At 57.7% G+C, this 15,614-nt stretch carries 13 protein-coding genes and 1 other RNA gene; 4 read left to right on the top strand and 10 right to left on the bottom strand.

The window, feature by feature from the left end; genetic code table 11:
• Positions 1 to 68: 68 nt before the first annotated feature.
• From gcvP to QZQ97_RS22645, 7 genes are all read right to left on the bottom strand, one after another.
• Positions 69 to 2,948, bottom strand: a complete 2,880-nt coding sequence (gcvP, locus tag QZQ97_RS22615) for an aminomethyl-transferring glycine dehydrogenase (RefSeq protein WP_311995261.1) — start codon at positions 2,946 to 2,948, stop codon at positions 69 to 71.
• A 100-nt stretch (positions 2,949 to 3,048) separates the two neighbouring features.
• The gene (gcvH, locus tag QZQ97_RS22620; RefSeq protein ID WP_311995262.1) at positions 3,049 to 3,435 is read right to left on the bottom strand and encodes a glycine cleavage system protein GcvH; all 387 of its coding nucleotides are present in this window, start codon (positions 3,433 to 3,435) and stop codon (positions 3,049 to 3,051) included.
• Positions 3,436 to 3,480: 45 nt separating this feature from the next.
• Positions 3,481 to 4,578, bottom strand: coding sequence for a glycine cleavage system aminomethyltransferase GcvT (gene gcvT, locus QZQ97_RS22625; protein WP_311995263.1), 1,098 nt, complete (start codon positions 4,576 to 4,578; stop codon positions 3,481 to 3,483).
• A 554-nt stretch (positions 4,579 to 5,132) separates the two neighbouring features.
• Positions 5,133 to 6,335 carry an FAD-dependent 2-octaprenylphenol hydroxylase gene (gene ubiI / locus QZQ97_RS22630; protein WP_311995264.1) on the bottom strand — a complete coding sequence of 401 codons (1,203 nt, stop codon included), beginning with the start codon at positions 6,333 to 6,335 and terminating at the stop codon, positions 5,133 to 5,135.
• 87 nt (positions 6,336 to 6,422) lie between these two features.
• On the bottom strand, positions 6,423 to 7,601 hold the full coding sequence (gene ubiH, locus QZQ97_RS22635) for a 2-octaprenyl-6-methoxyphenyl hydroxylase (RefSeq protein ID WP_311995265.1): 1,179 nt from the start codon (positions 7,599 to 7,601) through the stop codon (positions 6,423 to 6,425).
• Positions 7,602 to 7,605: 4 nt separating this feature from the next.
• Positions 7,606 to 8,919 (bottom strand): Xaa-Pro aminopeptidase, encoded by a 1,314-nt coding sequence (pepP, locus tag QZQ97_RS22640; RefSeq protein WP_311995266.1) that lies wholly within the window; start codon positions 8,917 to 8,919, stop codon positions 7,606 to 7,608.
• A gap of 60 nt (positions 8,920 to 8,979) precedes the next feature.
• Complete coding sequence (locus QZQ97_RS22645; protein WP_311995267.1) at positions 8,980 to 9,558, bottom strand: YecA/YgfB family protein; 579 nt, start codon at positions 9,556 to 9,558, stop codon at positions 8,980 to 8,982.
• Positions 9,559 to 9,877: 319 nt separating this feature from the next.
• On the opposite strand from QZQ97_RS22645, the gene zapA reads away from it, so the two are divergent.
• The 3 genes from zapA to QZQ97_RS22660 all read left to right on the top strand — a co-directional run bounded on the left by zapA (position 9,878) and on the right by QZQ97_RS22660 (position 11,068).
• Entirely contained in the window at positions 9,878 to 10,207 is a 330-nt protein-coding gene (zapA, locus tag QZQ97_RS22650; RefSeq protein ID WP_004931621.1) for a cell division protein ZapA, read from the top strand.
• A gap of 41 nt (positions 10,208 to 10,248) precedes the next feature.
• Positions 10,249 to 10,431, top strand: a non-coding RNA gene (gene ssrS / locus QZQ97_RS22655) — 6S RNA.
• A gap of 28 nt (positions 10,432 to 10,459) precedes the next feature.
• Positions 10,460 to 11,068 (top strand): 5-formyltetrahydrofolate cyclo-ligase, encoded by a 609-nt coding sequence (locus QZQ97_RS22660; protein ID WP_311995268.1) that lies wholly within the window; start codon positions 10,460 to 10,462, stop codon positions 11,066 to 11,068.
• Positions 11,069 to 11,112: 44 nt separating this feature from the next.
• Here QZQ97_RS22660 and serA read toward each other — a convergent pair whose 3' ends face one another.
• Complete coding sequence (serA, locus tag QZQ97_RS22665) at positions 11,113 to 12,351, bottom strand: phosphoglycerate dehydrogenase (RefSeq protein WP_311995269.1); 1,239 nt, start codon at positions 12,349 to 12,351, stop codon at positions 11,113 to 11,115.
• Between the two features lie 326 nt (positions 12,352 to 12,677).
• Positions 12,678 to 13,334, bottom strand: a complete 657-nt coding sequence (gene rpiA, locus QZQ97_RS22670; protein ID WP_006327765.1) for a ribose-5-phosphate isomerase RpiA — start codon at positions 13,332 to 13,334, stop codon at positions 12,678 to 12,680.
• Positions 13,335 to 13,538: 204 nt separating this feature from the next.
• On the opposite strand from rpiA, the gene QZQ97_RS22675 reads away from it, so the two are divergent.
• Positions 13,539 to 14,432 carry a LysR family transcriptional regulator ArgP gene (locus QZQ97_RS22675; protein ID WP_006327766.1) on the top strand — a complete coding sequence of 298 codons (894 nt, stop codon included), beginning with the start codon at positions 13,539 to 13,541 and terminating at the stop codon, positions 14,430 to 14,432.
• Positions 14,433 to 14,824: 392 nt separating this feature from the next.
• Here the strand turns inward: QZQ97_RS22675 and QZQ97_RS22680 are convergent, their stop codons facing one another.
• The gene (locus QZQ97_RS22680; RefSeq protein WP_006319489.1) at positions 14,825 to 15,556 is read right to left on the bottom strand and encodes an oxidative stress defense protein; all 732 of its coding nucleotides are present in this window, start codon (positions 15,554 to 15,556) and stop codon (positions 14,825 to 14,827) included.
• Positions 15,557 to 15,614 lie beyond the last annotated feature (58 nt).

Consider the following 15,614-nt stretch of genomic DNA (forward strand, 5'->3'; position numbering starts at 1 on the left):
CGGCCCAACAATAAAAAAGGGACACCGCATCATGCGGTGTCCCTTACTCACAAACTTTGCCGAATGTGTTATTCGTATTCGCTCATTGGCACGCAGGAACAAAACAGGTTACGGTCGCCGTACACGTCATCCAGACGCTTCACGCTCGGCCAGTATTTGTTCTCACGCACACCGGCGACAGGGAACACCGCCAGCTCGCGGCTGTAGGCATGCTGCCAGTCGCTGACCAGCTCCGCCTGAATGTGCGGCGCGTTCACCAGCGGGTTGTCTTCCAGCGGCCATTCACCTTTCGCCACCCGGTCAATCTCGCTGCGGATGGCCAGCATCGCGTCGATAAAGCGATCCAGCTCTACCTTGCTTTCCGATTCGGTGGGTTCGACCATCAGCGTGCCCGCGACCGGGAACGACATGGTCGGCGCATGGAAACCGTAGTCAATCAGGCGTTTGGCGATGTCCATTTCGCTGATGCCGGTCTCTTCTTTCAGCGGACGAATATCGAGAATGCATTCATGCGCCACGCGATGGTCGCGGCCGGTATACAGCACCGGATAGGCATCTTTCAGACGGGTCGCAATGTAGTTGGCATTGAGGATCGCCACCTGGCTCGCCAGTTTTAACCCTTCCGCGCCCATCATGCGGATGTACATCCAGCTGATTGGCAAAATTGAGGCGCTGCCGAACGGCGCGGCGGACACCGCGCCTTGCTGAGTGGTTACGCCGTCGATCTGTACCACGCTGTGGCCCGGCACGAACGGTGCCAGATGCGCTTTCACGCCGATCGGGCCCATGCCCGGACCGCCGCCGCCGTGCGGAATGCAGAAGGTTTTGTGCAGGTTAAGGTGCGAGACGTCCGCGCCGATGTAACCTGGAGTCGTAATGCCGACCTGAGCATTCATGTTGGCGCCGTCGAGGTACACCTGGCCGCCGAACTGATGGACGATCTGGCACACTTCGCGGATGGTTTCTTCGTACACGCCATGGGTCGACGGATAGGTCACCATGATGCAGGACAGCGCTTCGCCCGCCTGTTCAGCCTTGACGCGCAGATCGTGCAAATCGATGTTGCCGTTCTTGTCACAGGCCACCACCACCACGCTCATACCCGCCATCTGGGCGGAAGCCGGGTTGGTACCGTGCGCAGAACTTGGGATCAGGCAGATATCGCGGCCCGCTTCGTTACGGCTTTCGTGGTAACGGCGGATCGCCAGCAGGCCGGCGTACTCGCCCTGCGCGCCGGAGTTCGGCTGCATGCAAACCGCATCGTAGCCGGTCAGTTGCACCAGCCACTGCGACAACTGGCCGATCATCTGCTGATAGCCTGCCGCCTGCTCTGGCGGGCAGAATGGATGCAGTTCGGAGAATTCAGGCCAGGTGATCGGGATCATTTCCGCCGCAGCATTCAGTTTCATGGTGCAGGAGCCGAGTGGGATCATCGCCTGGTTGAGCGCCAAATCTTTGCGCTCCAGACGGTGCATATAACGCATCATCTCGGTTTCGCTGTGGTAGCGGTTGAATACCGGATGAGAGAGGATCGGATCCTTGCGCAGCATCGCCGCCGGGATCGACTGGCCGTTTTTGCTCACCGCCGCGTCCAGCGCGTCGATGTCCAGCCCGTGATCGTCACCCGCCAACAGGGCGAACAACGTCTGCACGTCTTCACGCGAGGTGGCTTCGTCCAGCGTGATACCCACCGCGCCGTGGATATCTGTGCGCAGGTTGATGCCAAAGCTCAGCGCGCGTTCCAGCACTGCGGCCTTGTCTTTTACTTCCACCGTCAGGGTATCGAACCAGGTTTTATGACGCAGCGTCAGACCGACCTGCTGCAACCCGGCGGCCAGAATGTCGGTCAGGCGATGGATACGCCCGGCAATGCGCTGCAGGCCCTGCGGGCCGTGGTACACCGCGTACAGGCTGGCGATATTGGCCAGCAGCACCTGCGAGGTACAAATATTCGAGTTGGCCTTTTCGCGGCGGATATGTTGCTCACGGGTTTGCATCGCCATACGCAGCGCGGTGTTGCCGGCAGCGTCGCGGGAAACGCCGATAATGCGGCCCGGCATTGAGCGTTTGAATTCGTCGCGGCAAGCGAAGAAGGCGGCATGCGGGCCGCCGTAGCCCATCGGCACGCCAAAGCGCTGCGCGGAACCGAAGACCACGTCTGCGCCCTGTTTGCCCGGTGCGGTCAACAGCACCAGCGCCATGATGTCGGCCGCCACGCTGGTGACGATTTTGCGGGTTTTCAACTCGGCCAGCAACGCACCGTAGTCGTGCAGTTCGCCGGTGGTGCCCACCTGTTGCAGCAGCACACCGAACACGCCCTGCAGATCCAGCACCTTCTCGGCTTTATCCACGATCACTTCAAAGCCGAAGGTTTCGGCGCGAGTACGCACCACATCCAGCGTTTGCGGATGCACGTCGTCAGCCACGAAGAAGCGGTTGGCGTCTTTCAGCTTGCTGGCGCGTTTGGCCAGCGCCATCGCTTCGGCAGCGGCGGTGGCTTCGTCCAGCAGCGAGGCGGACGCCAGATCCAGCCCGGTCAGATCCAGAGTCAGGGTCTGGAAGTTCAGCAGCGCTTCAAGGCGGCCCTGCGACACTTCCGGCTGATAAGGGGTATAAGCGGTGTACCAGCCCGGATTTTCCAGCATGTTGCGCAGGATCACCGGCGGCGTCAGCACCGCGCTGTAGCCCATACCGATATAGGATTTGTAGCGCTGATTCTGCGAGGCAATCGCCTTCAGTTCGGCCAACGCCTGATGTTCAGTCGCCGCATCGCCCACCGGCGGCGGCCCCGGCAATTGAATGTCTGCCGGCACAATCTGTTGGATCAGCGCGCTGAGCGAGCGTGCGCCCACCGCTTCCAGCAGCTGCTGCTGTTGTTGCGCAGAAGAGCCGATGTGGCGTTCGATGAACGCTTCGCTGTGTTCAAGTTGGCTGAGTGTCTGAGTCATTGCTACAAATTCCTGAATTCTTACGTGATACGGGAGTACGGGATATAGCTTGATCTATAACTAAAACGCCCCGGCCAAAAGGCCCGGGGCGCTGCAACTGTTACTCGTCGATCGAGGCTTTGTAAGCCGCTGCGTCCAGCAAGTTCGCCAGTTCACCTTCGTCTGCCGCTTTAATCTGGAACAGGAAACCTTCACCGTAAGGCTCGCTGTTCACCAGCTCCGGAGAACCTTCCAGTTCAGCGTTTACCGCTACGATTTCGCCGCTGATTGGCGCGTAAATGTCCGATGCCGCCTTGACGGATTCCGCCACGGCGCAATCTTCACCGGCAGCAACTTGGCGGCCCACTTCCGGCAGATCGACAAAGACCATATCGCCCAGCAACTCCTGCGCATGTTCGGTGATGCCTACGGTGTAAACGCCGTTACCTTCTGAACGAACCCACTCGTGAGAAGATGCGTATTTCAATTCTGTTGGCACATTGCTCATCGCCAGTTACTCCTTCGAAGAAATAAAGAATCAATAAACAAAAAATTAATTAATCAGTGACTTACCGGCACGGACAAAGCCGGGTTTGGTGACCTTGACCGGCATTTCGCGGTTGCGGATTTGCACGATAGCCTGCTCGCCGATACCGGCGGGTACGCGCGCAAGGGCAATGCTGAAGCCCAGGGTCGGCGAGAAGGAGCCGCTGGTGATCACCCCTTCGTGCGACTGACCTGCCGCGTCGGTGAAACGCACCGGCAGCTCATTACGTAATACGCCTTTTTCCGTCATGATCAAGCCGACCAGTTGTTCGGTGCCCTGTTCCCGCAACTGTTCCAGCGCGTCACGGCCGATGAACTGGCGATCTTCCGGCTGCCAGGCGATGGTCCAGCCCATGTTGGCAGCCAGCGGCGAAACGCCTTCGTCCATCTCTTGGCCATACAGGTTCATGCCCGCTTCCAGGCGCAGAGTGTCGCGCGCGCCCAGGCCGGCCGGTTTAACGCCCGCCGCCAACAGTTGTTGCCAGAAATCCGCCGCCTGCTCTTTCGGCAGGGCGATTTCATAGCCCGCTTCGCCGGTATAGCCGGTGGTGGCAATGAACAGATCCCCGGCCTGTACGCCGAAGAAGGGTTTCATGCCTTCAACCGCGCTTTTTTGTTCCGGGGTAAACAGGGTGGCGGCGCGCTCTTTGGCCTGTGGGCCCTGCACCGCAATCAGCGCCAGATCGTCACGCACCCTCAGCTCAACGCCATAAGGCACTGCGTGTTCTTCGATCCAGGCCAGGTCTTTGTCGCGCGTGGCGGAGTTCACCACCAGGCGGAAATAGTCTTCAGTAAGGAAGTAAACGATAAGATCGTCGATCACGCCACCGGACGCATTCAGCATGCCGGTATACAGCGCTTTGCCAGGTTGAGTGAGTTTGGCCACGTCATTCGCCAGCAGATAACGCAGGAATTCTCGGGTGCGGGCACCGTGCAGATCCACAATGGTCATATGGGAGACGTCGAACATACCTGCATCCTGACGCACGGCGTGGTGCTCATCGATCTGGGAGCCGTAATGCAGCGGCATCATCCAGCCATGAAAATCTACCATGCGCGCACCGCACGCCACGTGCTGGTCGTACAGTGGGGTTTGCTTTGCCATCTTTTCCCTCATTCCACTCAGTAGCTGAAGTTAGGGTGCTGCCACGCAATACATCAGAGTATGGCTCACGGGCCGGGTTGCGTGGCGCACTGACTGCCCAACAGAAACGCTGCGCCGAAACGTACGGAAACTGCGGCTGACCGTCGTGACGCAAACGATACCTTTGTTCTGACGTTATCACCGAACGTCCCCATTAACCATAAGTTAAAATAGGTTTGGCGGTGTCCGTCGCCAGTAAAAAGCCGGGCTAGTGTGCAGAGTTTTTAACTGGAAAAATGCGCTTTAAGGCACAAAACCAACAATTGAAGCACCAAAAATCCGAAGTTATATAACAAACCAATGGCCTGTCGCGGCATTTCGACTTTTGACAACCGGCCATTGAATTAGAAAAAGTAATGCGAAAAATCGACTGAAATTAGATTATTTCAAATGAAGGGTTATATAAGGAAAAGCTATGGATATAAGGAGCCGCGCCGACGCGCTTGAGCGAAAGCCACAGCATTCATTGAGAAAGGATTACAGAGGCCGGAGCGCCAGCCTCTTTCATAAGCCGGTTAAGCCAGCCACTCCGGCAAATCGTTCAGGCCCATCGCCTGGCGCACCAGTTTCGGCTTCACGCCCGGCAAGTTGTCGGCCAGACGCAGACCGACATCGCGCAGCAATTTTTTCGCCGGATGATTACCGTCGAACAGTTCGCGGAACCCTTGCATACTCGCCAGCATCACGGCCGCGCCGTGTTTGCGACGGCGCTCATAACGGCGCAGATACAAGTGTTGGCCAATGTCCTTGCCCTGGCGTTGCAGGCGGCGCAGCTCGGCGATCAGCTCGGCGGCGTCCATAAAGCCCAGGTTCACCCCCTGGCCGGCCAGCGGGTGTACGGTATGCGCCGCATCTCCCACTAATGCCAAACGGTGCGCGGCAAAGCTGCGCGCGTAACGTCCGGTCAACGGGAAGGTCTGGCGTTCGCTCTCAAGCCGGCAAGCGCCGAGGCGCAGATCGAACGTCATCGCCAGCTCGCGGTTAAATTGCTCCGGCTCCAGCTGCTTCAGGCGATCCGCTTCTTCCGGCGCTACCGACCATACGATCGAGCACAGATGCGGATCGCTGAACGGCAGAAACGCCAGAATGCCATCGCCATAAAATACCTGCCGCGCCGTCGCCAGATGCGGTTCTTCGGTGCGGATGGTGGCCACCAGCGCATGATGGCGGTAATCCCAGAAGGTCAGCGGAATGTCGGCGTGCTGACGCAGCCAGGAATGCGCACCGTCGGCGCCCACCACCAGCCGGGCGGTCAGCATCCGGCCGTCCTCCAGCGTGATAAAGGCGTCGTTCTCGCCCCAGGCCACCTGTTTTAGCGCCGCAGGCGTGATCAGCGTGACATCGCTCAGGCTTTCCGCACGCTTCCACAGCGCCTGTTGGATCACCGAGTTTTCAATGATGTGGCCGAGGTGACTGAAGCCGCATTCATCGCCGCGAAAGGCGATTTTGCCGAAGCTGTCGCGATCCCACACTTCCATCGCGTTGTAGGCGCTGGCACGCAGGGCGAGGATTTCGTCCCACACGCCAATATGCTGCAGCAGGCGCTCACTGGCGGCGTTGATGGCGGATACTCGCAGCGCCAGCTGTTCCTGCAGCGGCGCCATCTCCGGTTGCCGGTGCTCGAGCACCGCAACGCGCAGGCCGCTGCCTTGCAGGCCACAGGCCAGTGCCAACCCCACCATACCGCCGCCGGCGATAACCACGTCAAATGATTGCATGCTGCTTAATTTCCTTAAATGACTCGCTGCGCAGCGATTGCGCAGCGTTCCGGGCGCAGCACGCTGCACCCCTGCTTATGCCCCAGCCTAGCGATCCACCCAGCCCAGCGTGCGTTTGGCAAAGGCATCGCGCACCGCCGGCAGCTGTTCCATCGCCATCAGGCCCAAATTACGGCCGACCACCAAAGGACCATAACGATTGGCGAACAACCGGATCAGACCGTCGGTCACACCGACCGTCGCCTGCTGATCTTTCTGCCGCCGCTGCTGATAGCGGCTCAGCAGCGCATAGCCGCCGGGATCTTCGCCCGTCAGCTCCGTCTCTGCCAGCGTTTCCGCCAGTGACATCACATCGCGCAGCCCCAGATTGAACCCCTGACCGGCTATCGGATGCAGCGTCTGCGCGGCATTGCCCACCAGCGCCAGCCGGTGGCTGATATGCTGGCTTGCGGTCAGCAGACTGAGTGGGTAACTGTGCCGCTTGCCAGCTTTGACGATCCGGCCCAGCCGCCAGCCAAAAGCCTGTTGCAGCTCACGGATAAAACGGGCGTCGTCCCAGCCATCGACCTCGGCGCGATCTTCGCGTGCATGGCACCACACCAGCGAACTGCGGCCCTGAGACATGGGTAACAGCGCCAAAGGCCCGTAGCGGGTGAAACGTTCAAAGGCACGCCCCTGCGGGTCCTCTGACGTGGTGACGTTGGCGATGGTGGCAAACTGCGGATATTCACTTTGTTGCCACTGAACATTGCAGGCTTGTGCCAGCGCCGAACGCGAGCCGTCCGCCGCCACCAATAGTTGCCCGTTGATACGCCGTCCGTTATCCAACAACACTTCGGCGCGATCCGCCGTGCGCAACACATCGACCACCCGAGCCGGGCAGTGCAGCGTGACGCCGGGCGCTTTGGCCAGCAACGCGAACAGCCGTTGGCCGGCGTCATGCAGCTCAATAACCTGACCAAGCGCGTCGACCTGATAATCTTGCGCGTACAGATTAACAAAGCCGGCGTGACCGCGATCGCTGACGTGCACATGGGTAATGGCCGTCGCACAATCGCGCAGTGCCGGCCAGACGCCGATACGCGTCAATTGCTGGCAGGTACCCTGCGCCAAGGCAATGGCACGGGCGTCAAACCCCGGATGGCTGCGATCGTCCGGCCGTGTAGCTTCGATCAGATCAACCGCCATCCTGCCCTGTGTAAGCGACGAGATGGCCAGCGCCAACGTCGCTCCAGCCATGCCGCCACCAACGATAATTACGCTCATTCGCTTACCTTGCCGCCGCCATCAATGCTTCAATGGCATCGGCGTCTTTCACTACGCCGGCGGTCAGGTTTTCATTGCCGCCGGCGGTGATCACAATGTCGTCTTCAATGCGAATGCCGATACCGCGGTATTGTTCCGGCACGTCGGCGTCCGGTGCAATGTACAGGCCCGGCTCGACGGTCAGCACCATACCCGGCTCCAGTTCGCGATCGCGAGCCGGCGTGACGTAATTGCCGACGTCGTGCACGTCCAGCCCCAGCCAGTGACCCAGCCCGTGCATGTAGAACTGACGGTGCGCCTGTTCTGCAATCAGTTGCTCCACTTCGCCTTTCAGGATGCCCAACTCCACCAATCCGGTAATCATGATGCGCACGACTTCGTCGTTTGCCTCACGGATGCTGGCACCGGGTTTTAACAGCTCCAGAGCCCGCAGCAGCGACTTCAACACGATGTCGTACAGGGCACGTTGCGGTTTGCTGAATTTACCGTTCACCGGGAAGGTGCGGGTGATGTCGCCAGCATAGCCTTTATACTCGCAACCGGCGTCGATCAGCACCAGATCGCCATCGCGCAACTCACTTTCGTTTTCCGTGTAGTGCAGGATGCAGGCGTTTTCGCCGCCACCGACGATGGTGTTGTAAGAGGGGTAACGGGCGCCAAGGCGGGTAAATTCATGCAGGATTTCCGCCTCAAGCTGATACTCGAACATCCCGGGGCGACATTTTTCCATCGCGCGGGTATGCGCCAGCGCGCTGATCTCACCGGCGCGACGCATCACTGCCAGCTCTTCAGCGGATTTGAACAGGCGCATCTCGTGCAGCCAAGGGCGCCAGTCGATGACGGTCGCCGGCGCTTGCAGGTTTTGACGAAAGCCTTTGCGCAGCTTGTCCAGTGCCGAGAACAGGATCTGATCGGCATAAGCATATTCGCCCTGCGCGTGATAAACCACATCCAGGCCATTAAGCAGCAGGTGCAATTGGTCGTTGATTTCATCGAACGGCAGCGCGCGATCCACCCCCAGCTTCACCGGTGCGGCATCCTGGCCCAGGCGGCGACCAAACCAGATTTCCGCCGTCAGATCGCGCACCCGGTTGAACAACACGCTGTGGTTATGCGTTTCGTCGCTTTTCACCAGAATCAACACCGCTTCCGGCTCGTTGAAACCGGTCAAATACCAGAAATCGCTGTTCTGACGGTAGGGATATTCAGTATCTGCACTGCGCGTCGCTTCCGGCGCAGAGAAAATAATTGCCGCGCTGGCCGGAGCCATTTTCGCCAACAGCGCCTGACGGCGGTTGTTGAATTCCTGCTGAGTCATCACCTTCTCCTGAAATCAATCTGCCTGTGCTCACGGCCTCTACGGACGTGGTATCGGGGTTTAGTGCAAAGTCGGTTTGGCATTCTCCGGCGCCGTCGGCTTGCGGCGGGTAAATTCGGTGTGGCACAAAATAGCCGCCACCCGCACATACTCCACCACTTCCTCCAGAGAGTGCTCAAGCTCTTCCTGGTCTTCATCTTCGTCGTAACCCAGTTGGGCGATATTGCGCAGATCGTCGATCGCCTCACCCACTTCATCTTTCACCTGAGCCAGCTTCGGCTGCATCATCCCCAACCCGAGCAGGAAATGGTTCACCCACCCGGCCAGCGCGTCGGCACGATCGAAGACGGTTACCGTTTCGCCTTCCGGCATCATCAGTTGGAACATGAAGTCGTCGTCTTCCAGCGTTTCACGCGTAATTTCATAAAGTTGCTGGAGCGGCAGGCTCAATGCCTGTGGGAAAGCCACGCCTTCGTTAGTCAGATCGTAGACCAGCGTTTGCCAGCCGGCGTCGCGGCTGCCACCGCACAACAGACCGCTGATCAGGCCGTGCATTTCTGCTGCGGTCAACGCCACCGCTTGCTGGTTGAGAGCAGCGGTCAAAGATTGGTAACTTGGAAATGTATTCTGTATAGACATGCGCATTCGTCATCGTTGGCAGGATAAGTTCGTGTTATGCTACCACCAAGGTCCATCGCTGTACCAGATAAGCGCGACACCTCAGTGGCTAGTTATAATCGTGATGCGCCAGAATTCACACAGTGCCGGCAGGGAGCAAAATGACGCTAAATACGCATTTTGAAACCCTTTTTTGACTGGTAATGTCTGTCGCGGTAGATTACAACCAGGTACTGAAAAAGGGGTTGTATCTTGGTACCGAGGTATATATAGTGGCGCCCGCTTTGGTGGCCCGGTAAGGGTAGCTGGGGCTGGCGCGAAATTTAGGCAGGAAGGTGGCATGTCTGCACAACCGGTAGATATTCAAATTTTTGGCCGCTCGTTAAGAGTCAATTGCCCGCCAGAACAACAAGATGCGTTGAACATGGCGGCGGACGATCTTAACCAACGGTTGCAAGATCTTAAAGTTCGCACTAGAGTCTCAAATACTGAGCAACTGGTTTTTATCGCGGCATTGAACGTATGTCACGAACTTGCTCAAGAACGGTTGAAAACCCGTGATTATGCGTCCAATATGGAACAACGCATTCGTATGCTGCAACAGACCATTGAACAGGCTTTGCTTGAACAGGGTCGCATCTCTGAACGTCAGGATGCACAATTCGAATAACTTAAGTTGCTGAAATCCAAGGTTTCGGCAATGAGTAAAAAATTTCTCTGAGATGTTCGCCAGCGGGCCAGTCCCCTGAGCCGATATTTAGTACCAACAGAATGTGATGATCCGCGATCGGTGTGCATGCTCGGCCCGCCGAGAAGCCTTAAGATTGCGACAGCACGTTCACCTTGAACCATGGGTTCAAGGGTTACAGCCTGCGACGGCATCTCGGAGATTCCCCCTTCTTCAGCGGTATGTGTGCTGACTATGTCTTTTCAATCCCAATATGCCCAACAGCGGCAACATATCCGAAACCAAATCCGTCAGCGCCGTCGCGCCTTAACACCAGAACAACAACATGATTTTGCCTTGCAGATAGCCGATCGTATCGCTGCGCATCCGCGTATTCTGGCGGCGCAGAGCGTTGCTGTCTTCTTGTCGTTTGACGGCGAATTGGATACAGGTCCACTGATCGAACGGCTATGGCGGCATGGCAAGCAAGTTTATCTGCCGGTTCTGCACCCGTTCAGCGCCGGTAATTTGCTGTTCCTGCGCTATGCCCCGGATACGCGGTTGGTGAACAACCGCTTCAATATTCTTGAGCCACAGCTCGACGTGCGCAACGTATTACCGATCGGTGAACTCGATGTGGTGCTGACGCCGTTGGTCGCTTTTGACAGCGTAGGCCAGCGTTTGGGTATGGGCGGCGGTTTCTACGATCGCACTCTGCAGAACTGGCGACATACCGGCCCCTACCCGATCGGTTTGGCGCATGACTGCCAGCAGGTAGACAAGATCCCAACGGAGCATTGGGATATTCCGCTACCGGAGATTGTCACTCCGTCGCAAAATTGGATGTGGCGGGAGCAGGAATAGCAAAAGGCCGGATTTATCCGGCCTTTTCGTTAACGCGCAAACACTCAGAACAACAGGCGGGCGCGAATGGTACCGGCAATTGCCTTCATGCGCTGCAGTGCGGCATCGGCACGTTCGGTTTCCGCTTCGATATCGATAACCACGTAGCCAATTTCCGGACCGGTTTGCAGATACTGCGCGGCGATGTTCACCCCTTCTTCAGCGAAGATCTGGTTAATCTGCGTCAGTACGCCAGGGCGGTTCTCGTGAATGTGCAGCAGGCGGCTGGCATTAGGGCCATGCGCCGGCAGCGACACTTCCGGGAAGTTAACCGCCGACAGGGTCGAACCGTTGTCGGAGTATTTCGCCAGTTTGCCCGCCACTTCGTCACCGATGTTCTCCTGCGCTTCCTGAGTGGAGCCGCCGATGTGCGGAGTCAGGATCACGTTGTCGAACTCGCACAGCGGTGAGTTGAACGGCTCGCTGTTGGTCGCAGGCTCTTCCGGGAAGACGTCGATCGCCGCACCGGCCAAATGTTTGCTGGCCAGCACGTTGCACAGCGCAGGGATATCCACCACGGTGCCGCGAGAGGCGTTGATCAGAATCGCCCCCGGCTTCATCAGCGCCAGTTCTTCCGCACCCATCATGTTCTTGGTCGACAGGGTTTCCGGTACGTGCAGCGTCACCACGTCGCTCATATTGAGCAAATCGGACAGGTGCCGAACCTGCTGGGCATTACCCAACGGCAACTTGTTCTCGATGTCGTAGAAAAACACTTTCATGCCCAGGCCTTCGGCCAGGATACCCAACTGGGTGCCGATATGGCCGTAGCCGATAATCCCCAGTTTCTTGCCGCGCGCTTCGAACGAGCCGACGGCCAGTTTCTGCCACTCGCCACGGTGTGCCTTGGCGTTGGCGGAAGGAATGCCGCGCAGCATCAGCAACAGCTCGCCCAGCACCATTTCGGCTACGGATCGGGTATTGGAGAAAGGCGCGTTAAACACCGGAATGCCGCGTTTGGTCGCCGCTTTCAGATCAACCTGGTTAGTGCCGATACAGAAACAACCCACCGCCACCAGTTTTTCTGCGGCAGCGAAAACTTCTTCGGACAGATGCGTACGCGATCGGATGCCGACGAAGTGAGCATCGCGGATGGATGCCTTAAGCGCTTCGGTGTCTAACGCACCTTTGTGATATTCAATGTTGGTATACCCGGCCGCAAGCAGATTATCTACCGTGCTCTGATGAACCCCTTCCACCAACAGGAATTTAATCCTGTCTTTCTCCAATGATACTTTTGCCATTTACCCGACCCTATATTCAGACTTCAGAAGCGGCTGTTATAAAACAGCACGCATCCAACATAACAAAAATAACGCGGGCGGCAATACAAACGATTGCCTGCCCGTCAGTACAAGGCTCAGCGTTGTTGCCGGTTTTTGGCAGAAAATGCCAAAGGGAAAGAAATAGACAGAAGCTTTGTGGAGCCAAGGCTCACAATGTGACATATGTCACCAAATTTGGCGCTTTTAATAAAAGATATTTTAGCCAGTGAATTATGCGGTCCGGCGGGATCCAAGACCGCATACAAGATAAAGGCGCACTCTACGCGCCTCCGTAGCATGGGGGGTTATTCAACCACCTTCACGCCGTCAGGCGTACCGACCAGCGCCACATCCGCGCCACGATTGGCGAACAGGCCGACGGTCACCACCCCGGCGATGCCGTTGATTTTGTTTTCCAGCGCAATGGCATCCATGATGCTCAGGTTATGCACATCGAGGATCACGTTGCCGTTGTCGGTCAGCACGTTCTGACGGTATTCCGGCAAGCCGCCCAGCTTCACCAGCTCACGCGCCACGTAAGATCGCGCCATCGGGATCACTTCCACCGGCAACGGGAACTTGCCCAGCACGTCCACCTGTTTGCTGGAGTCGACGATACAGATAAACTTGCGCGCGATGGCGGCAATGATTTTTTCACGCGTCAGCGCCGCGCCGCCGCCTTTGATCATCTGCATCTGGCGGTTGATTTCATCCGCGCCGTCGACGTAAATATCCAGCGAATCCACTTCGTTGCTGTCGAACACGTGGATACCCAGGCTTTTCAGCTTGGCGGTAGAGGCGTCGGAGCTGGACACCGCTCCTTCGATCTGGTGCTTGATAGAGCCGAGCGCGTCAATAAAGTGGGCGGCGGTAGAGCCGGTGCCTACCCCAACGATGGTACCCGGGGTAACGTAATCCAGCGCTGCCCAGCCAACCGCTTTTTTCAGTTCATCCTGCGTCATGATATGTCCATTGCCTCTGTACGAAAACGTGTGCGTATTATAGGGTAAATCGCTATTTTTCACTCCGGCAGGATCACACTTCTTCACCCTAAGCCGCATTTTTAGGCGCGCCGCAGCAAGATAGCCCCGTGATTTTTCCACCTGTAAAACGCCAGAAATGTGGCATAGTGCCAGTATCAATCTAATTTAAGGGATATCTTTCCGATGAAACGCCCAGACTATCGAACGCTGCAAGCGCTGGACGCGGTGATCCGTGAGCGCGGCTTCGAGCGCGCCGCACAGAAACTTTGCATCACCCAATCGGCGGTATCCCAGCGCATTAAACAGTTGGAAAACCTGTTCGGCCAGCCGCTGCTGGTGCGCACCGTGCCGCCTCGCCCGACCGAACAGGGCCAGAAATTGCTGGCCCTGTTGCACCAGGTGGAATTGCTGGAAGAGGAGTGGTTGGGTAACGACACCGGCGCCGATACGCCGCTGCTGCTGTCGCTGGCGGTCAACGCCGACAGTCTGGCGACCTGGCTGTTGCCGGCGTTGAAACCGGTGCTGACCGATTCTCCTATCCGACTGAACCTGCAGGTGGAAGACGAAACACGCACCCAGGAAAGGCTGCGCCGTGGTGAAGTGGTAGGTGCGGTGAGTATCCAACCGCAACCGCTGCCAAGCTGTCTGGTGGACCAACTGGGCGCACTGGATTATCTGTTCGTCGCCTCTAAAGGCTTTGCCGAGCGCTATTTCCCGAACGGCGTCACACGCTCTGCGCTGCTGAAAGCACCTGCGGTGGCCTTCGATCATCTCGACGATATGCACCAGGCTTTCCTGCAACAGAACTTTGACCTTTCGCCAGGCAGCGTGCCCTGTCACATCGTGAATTCGTCGGAAGCCTTTGTGCAACTGGCACGCCAGGGCACCACCTGCTGTATGATCCCGCACCTGCAAATTGAGAAAGAGCTGGATTCGGGCGAGCTGATCGATCTGACTCCGGGTCTGTTCCAGCGCCGCATGCTGTTCTGGCACCGCTTCGCGCCGGAGAGTCGCATGATGCGCAAAGTGACCGACGCCCTGCTGGAGCATGGCCGCCAGGTTTTGCGCCAGGATTAAATGGAAAAGGTTCGCCGTGGCGAACCTTTGAGGTTGCTGACAAAGTTGTCTTTAGGTCCGAGATACCCCTGCCTGGCGTATCAAAGGGCCATTATGGGGCATGTCCATGCGCCCCACCCTACGGGCCAAGGCCGTTACGCCCCCTTCGGCACGCTCTCCCTAATAATCGGCTTTGTCAGTAGCCTGAAAAAGCCGTGTTATACCCTAAATAATTGGAGTTGCATCACAACAAAGCCTCGGCTTTGTTGAACAGCGCTTGCGCTGGCCCCAACGGGGCGAGGCATTGCCGAGTTACGCGGCCAGGGCAGAAGCCCCCAGGAGCTTACTCAAGTAAGTGACTGGGGTGACTGCGTGCAGCCAACACAGATGCAGCTTCAAGTATGACGGGTATATTACTGAGCGGCGTTGCGCTGCAACTCGAACACCACATCCACCTGATCGTCAAAGTGAATGCTTTGCTGTTCGTAGGTTTGCGCCGCATCGGTTTCCGCCGCCGCACCCGCCGATTTATACATGCGCGCTACCGGCATCGGTTGGTAGTTGGCCACATGGTAACGGATGCTGAAGACCGGCCCCAGCTTGGCATTAAAGCCTTTCGCCAATGAAGCGGCCTGCTGGGTCGCGTTCTCAATGGCTTTCTGGCGCGCCTGCTCACGGTAAACATCCGGCTTCGCCACGCCCAGTTCAACGGCACGGATCTCGTTCAGGCCGGATTTCAATGCGCCGTCCAGCAGCTCGTTCAGTTTATCCAGTTGACGCAAGGTCACCTGCACCTGACGTACCGCACGGTAGCCTTTCAATACCGACTCACCGGTTTTCAGGTAATCATATTCCGGCTGGGTGCGCAGGTTGGCCGCGCTGATGTCTTTCTTCTCGATATTGTTTTTCTGCAGGAAATCGAAATATTGCGCCACGCGCTCATCGACCTGCTTTTTCGCCTGCCCGGCGTCTTTGGAAGAAACGCTGACTTCGATCGCCAGCGTGGCGATATCTGGGGTAGCGTCAACGCTCGAGGTACCCGAGGTGACCACATGCGGCCCTTCCGGTAACTCCGCCGCCTGCAGCGCCAGAGGTAACGTCCCTAATCCAACCATTGCGGCCATAGCCAATGCTTTAAGCTTCACAGTGTCTCCTTGATGACAGGCTGTAACTGATTACCGGCCTGACAGCCGGTTCCTTGGC

The sequence above is a fragment of the Serratia sp. root2 genome, from assembly GCF_031931805.1.
GTDB classification, from domain to species: Bacteria; Pseudomonadota; Gammaproteobacteria; order Enterobacterales; family Enterobacteriaceae; genus Serratia; species Serratia inhibens.

Excerpts from the sequence above, each read along its gene's own strand:
- QZQ97_RS22660 (WP_311995268.1), top strand. The coding sequence starts at position 10,460 with ATGTCTTTTCAATCCCAATATGCCCAACAGCGGCAACATATCCGAAAC.
- gcvP (WP_311995261.1), bottom strand. The coding sequence starts at position 2,948 with ATGACTCAGACACTCAGCCAACTTGAACACAGCGAAGCGTTCATCGAA.
- QZQ97_RS22675 (WP_006327766.1), top strand. The coding sequence starts at position 13,539 with ATGAAACGCCCAGACTATCGAACGCTGCAAGCGCTGGACGCGGTGATC.
- zapA (WP_004931621.1), top strand. The coding sequence starts at position 9,878 with ATGTCTGCACAACCGGTAGATATTCAAATTTTTGGCCGCTCGTTAAGA.
- ubiI (WP_311995264.1), bottom strand. The coding sequence starts at position 6,335 with ATGCAATCATTTGACGTGGTTATCGCCGGCGGCGGTATGGTGGGGTTG.
- serA (WP_311995269.1), bottom strand. The coding sequence starts at position 12,351 with ATGGCAAAAGTATCATTGGAGAAAGACAGGATTAAATTCCTGTTGGTG.
- pepP (WP_311995266.1), bottom strand. The coding sequence starts at position 8,919 with ATGACTCAGCAGGAATTCAACAACCGCCGTCAGGCGCTGTTGGCGAAA.
- rpiA (WP_006327765.1), bottom strand. The coding sequence starts at position 13,334 with ATGACGCAGGATGAACTGAAAAAAGCGGTTGGCTGGGCAGCGCTGGAT.
- ubiH (WP_311995265.1), bottom strand. The coding sequence starts at position 7,601 with ATGAGCGTAATTATCGTTGGTGGCGGCATGGCTGGAGCGACGTTGGCG.
- gcvH (WP_311995262.1), bottom strand. The coding sequence starts at position 3,435 with ATGAGCAATGTGCCAACAGAATTGAAATACGCATCTTCTCACGAGTGG.
- gcvT (WP_311995263.1), bottom strand. The coding sequence starts at position 4,578 with ATGGCAAAGCAAACCCCACTGTACGACCAGCACGTGGCGTGCGGTGCG.
- QZQ97_RS22645 (WP_311995267.1), bottom strand. The coding sequence starts at position 9,558 with ATGTCTATACAGAATACATTTCCAAGTTACCAATCTTTGACCGCTGCT.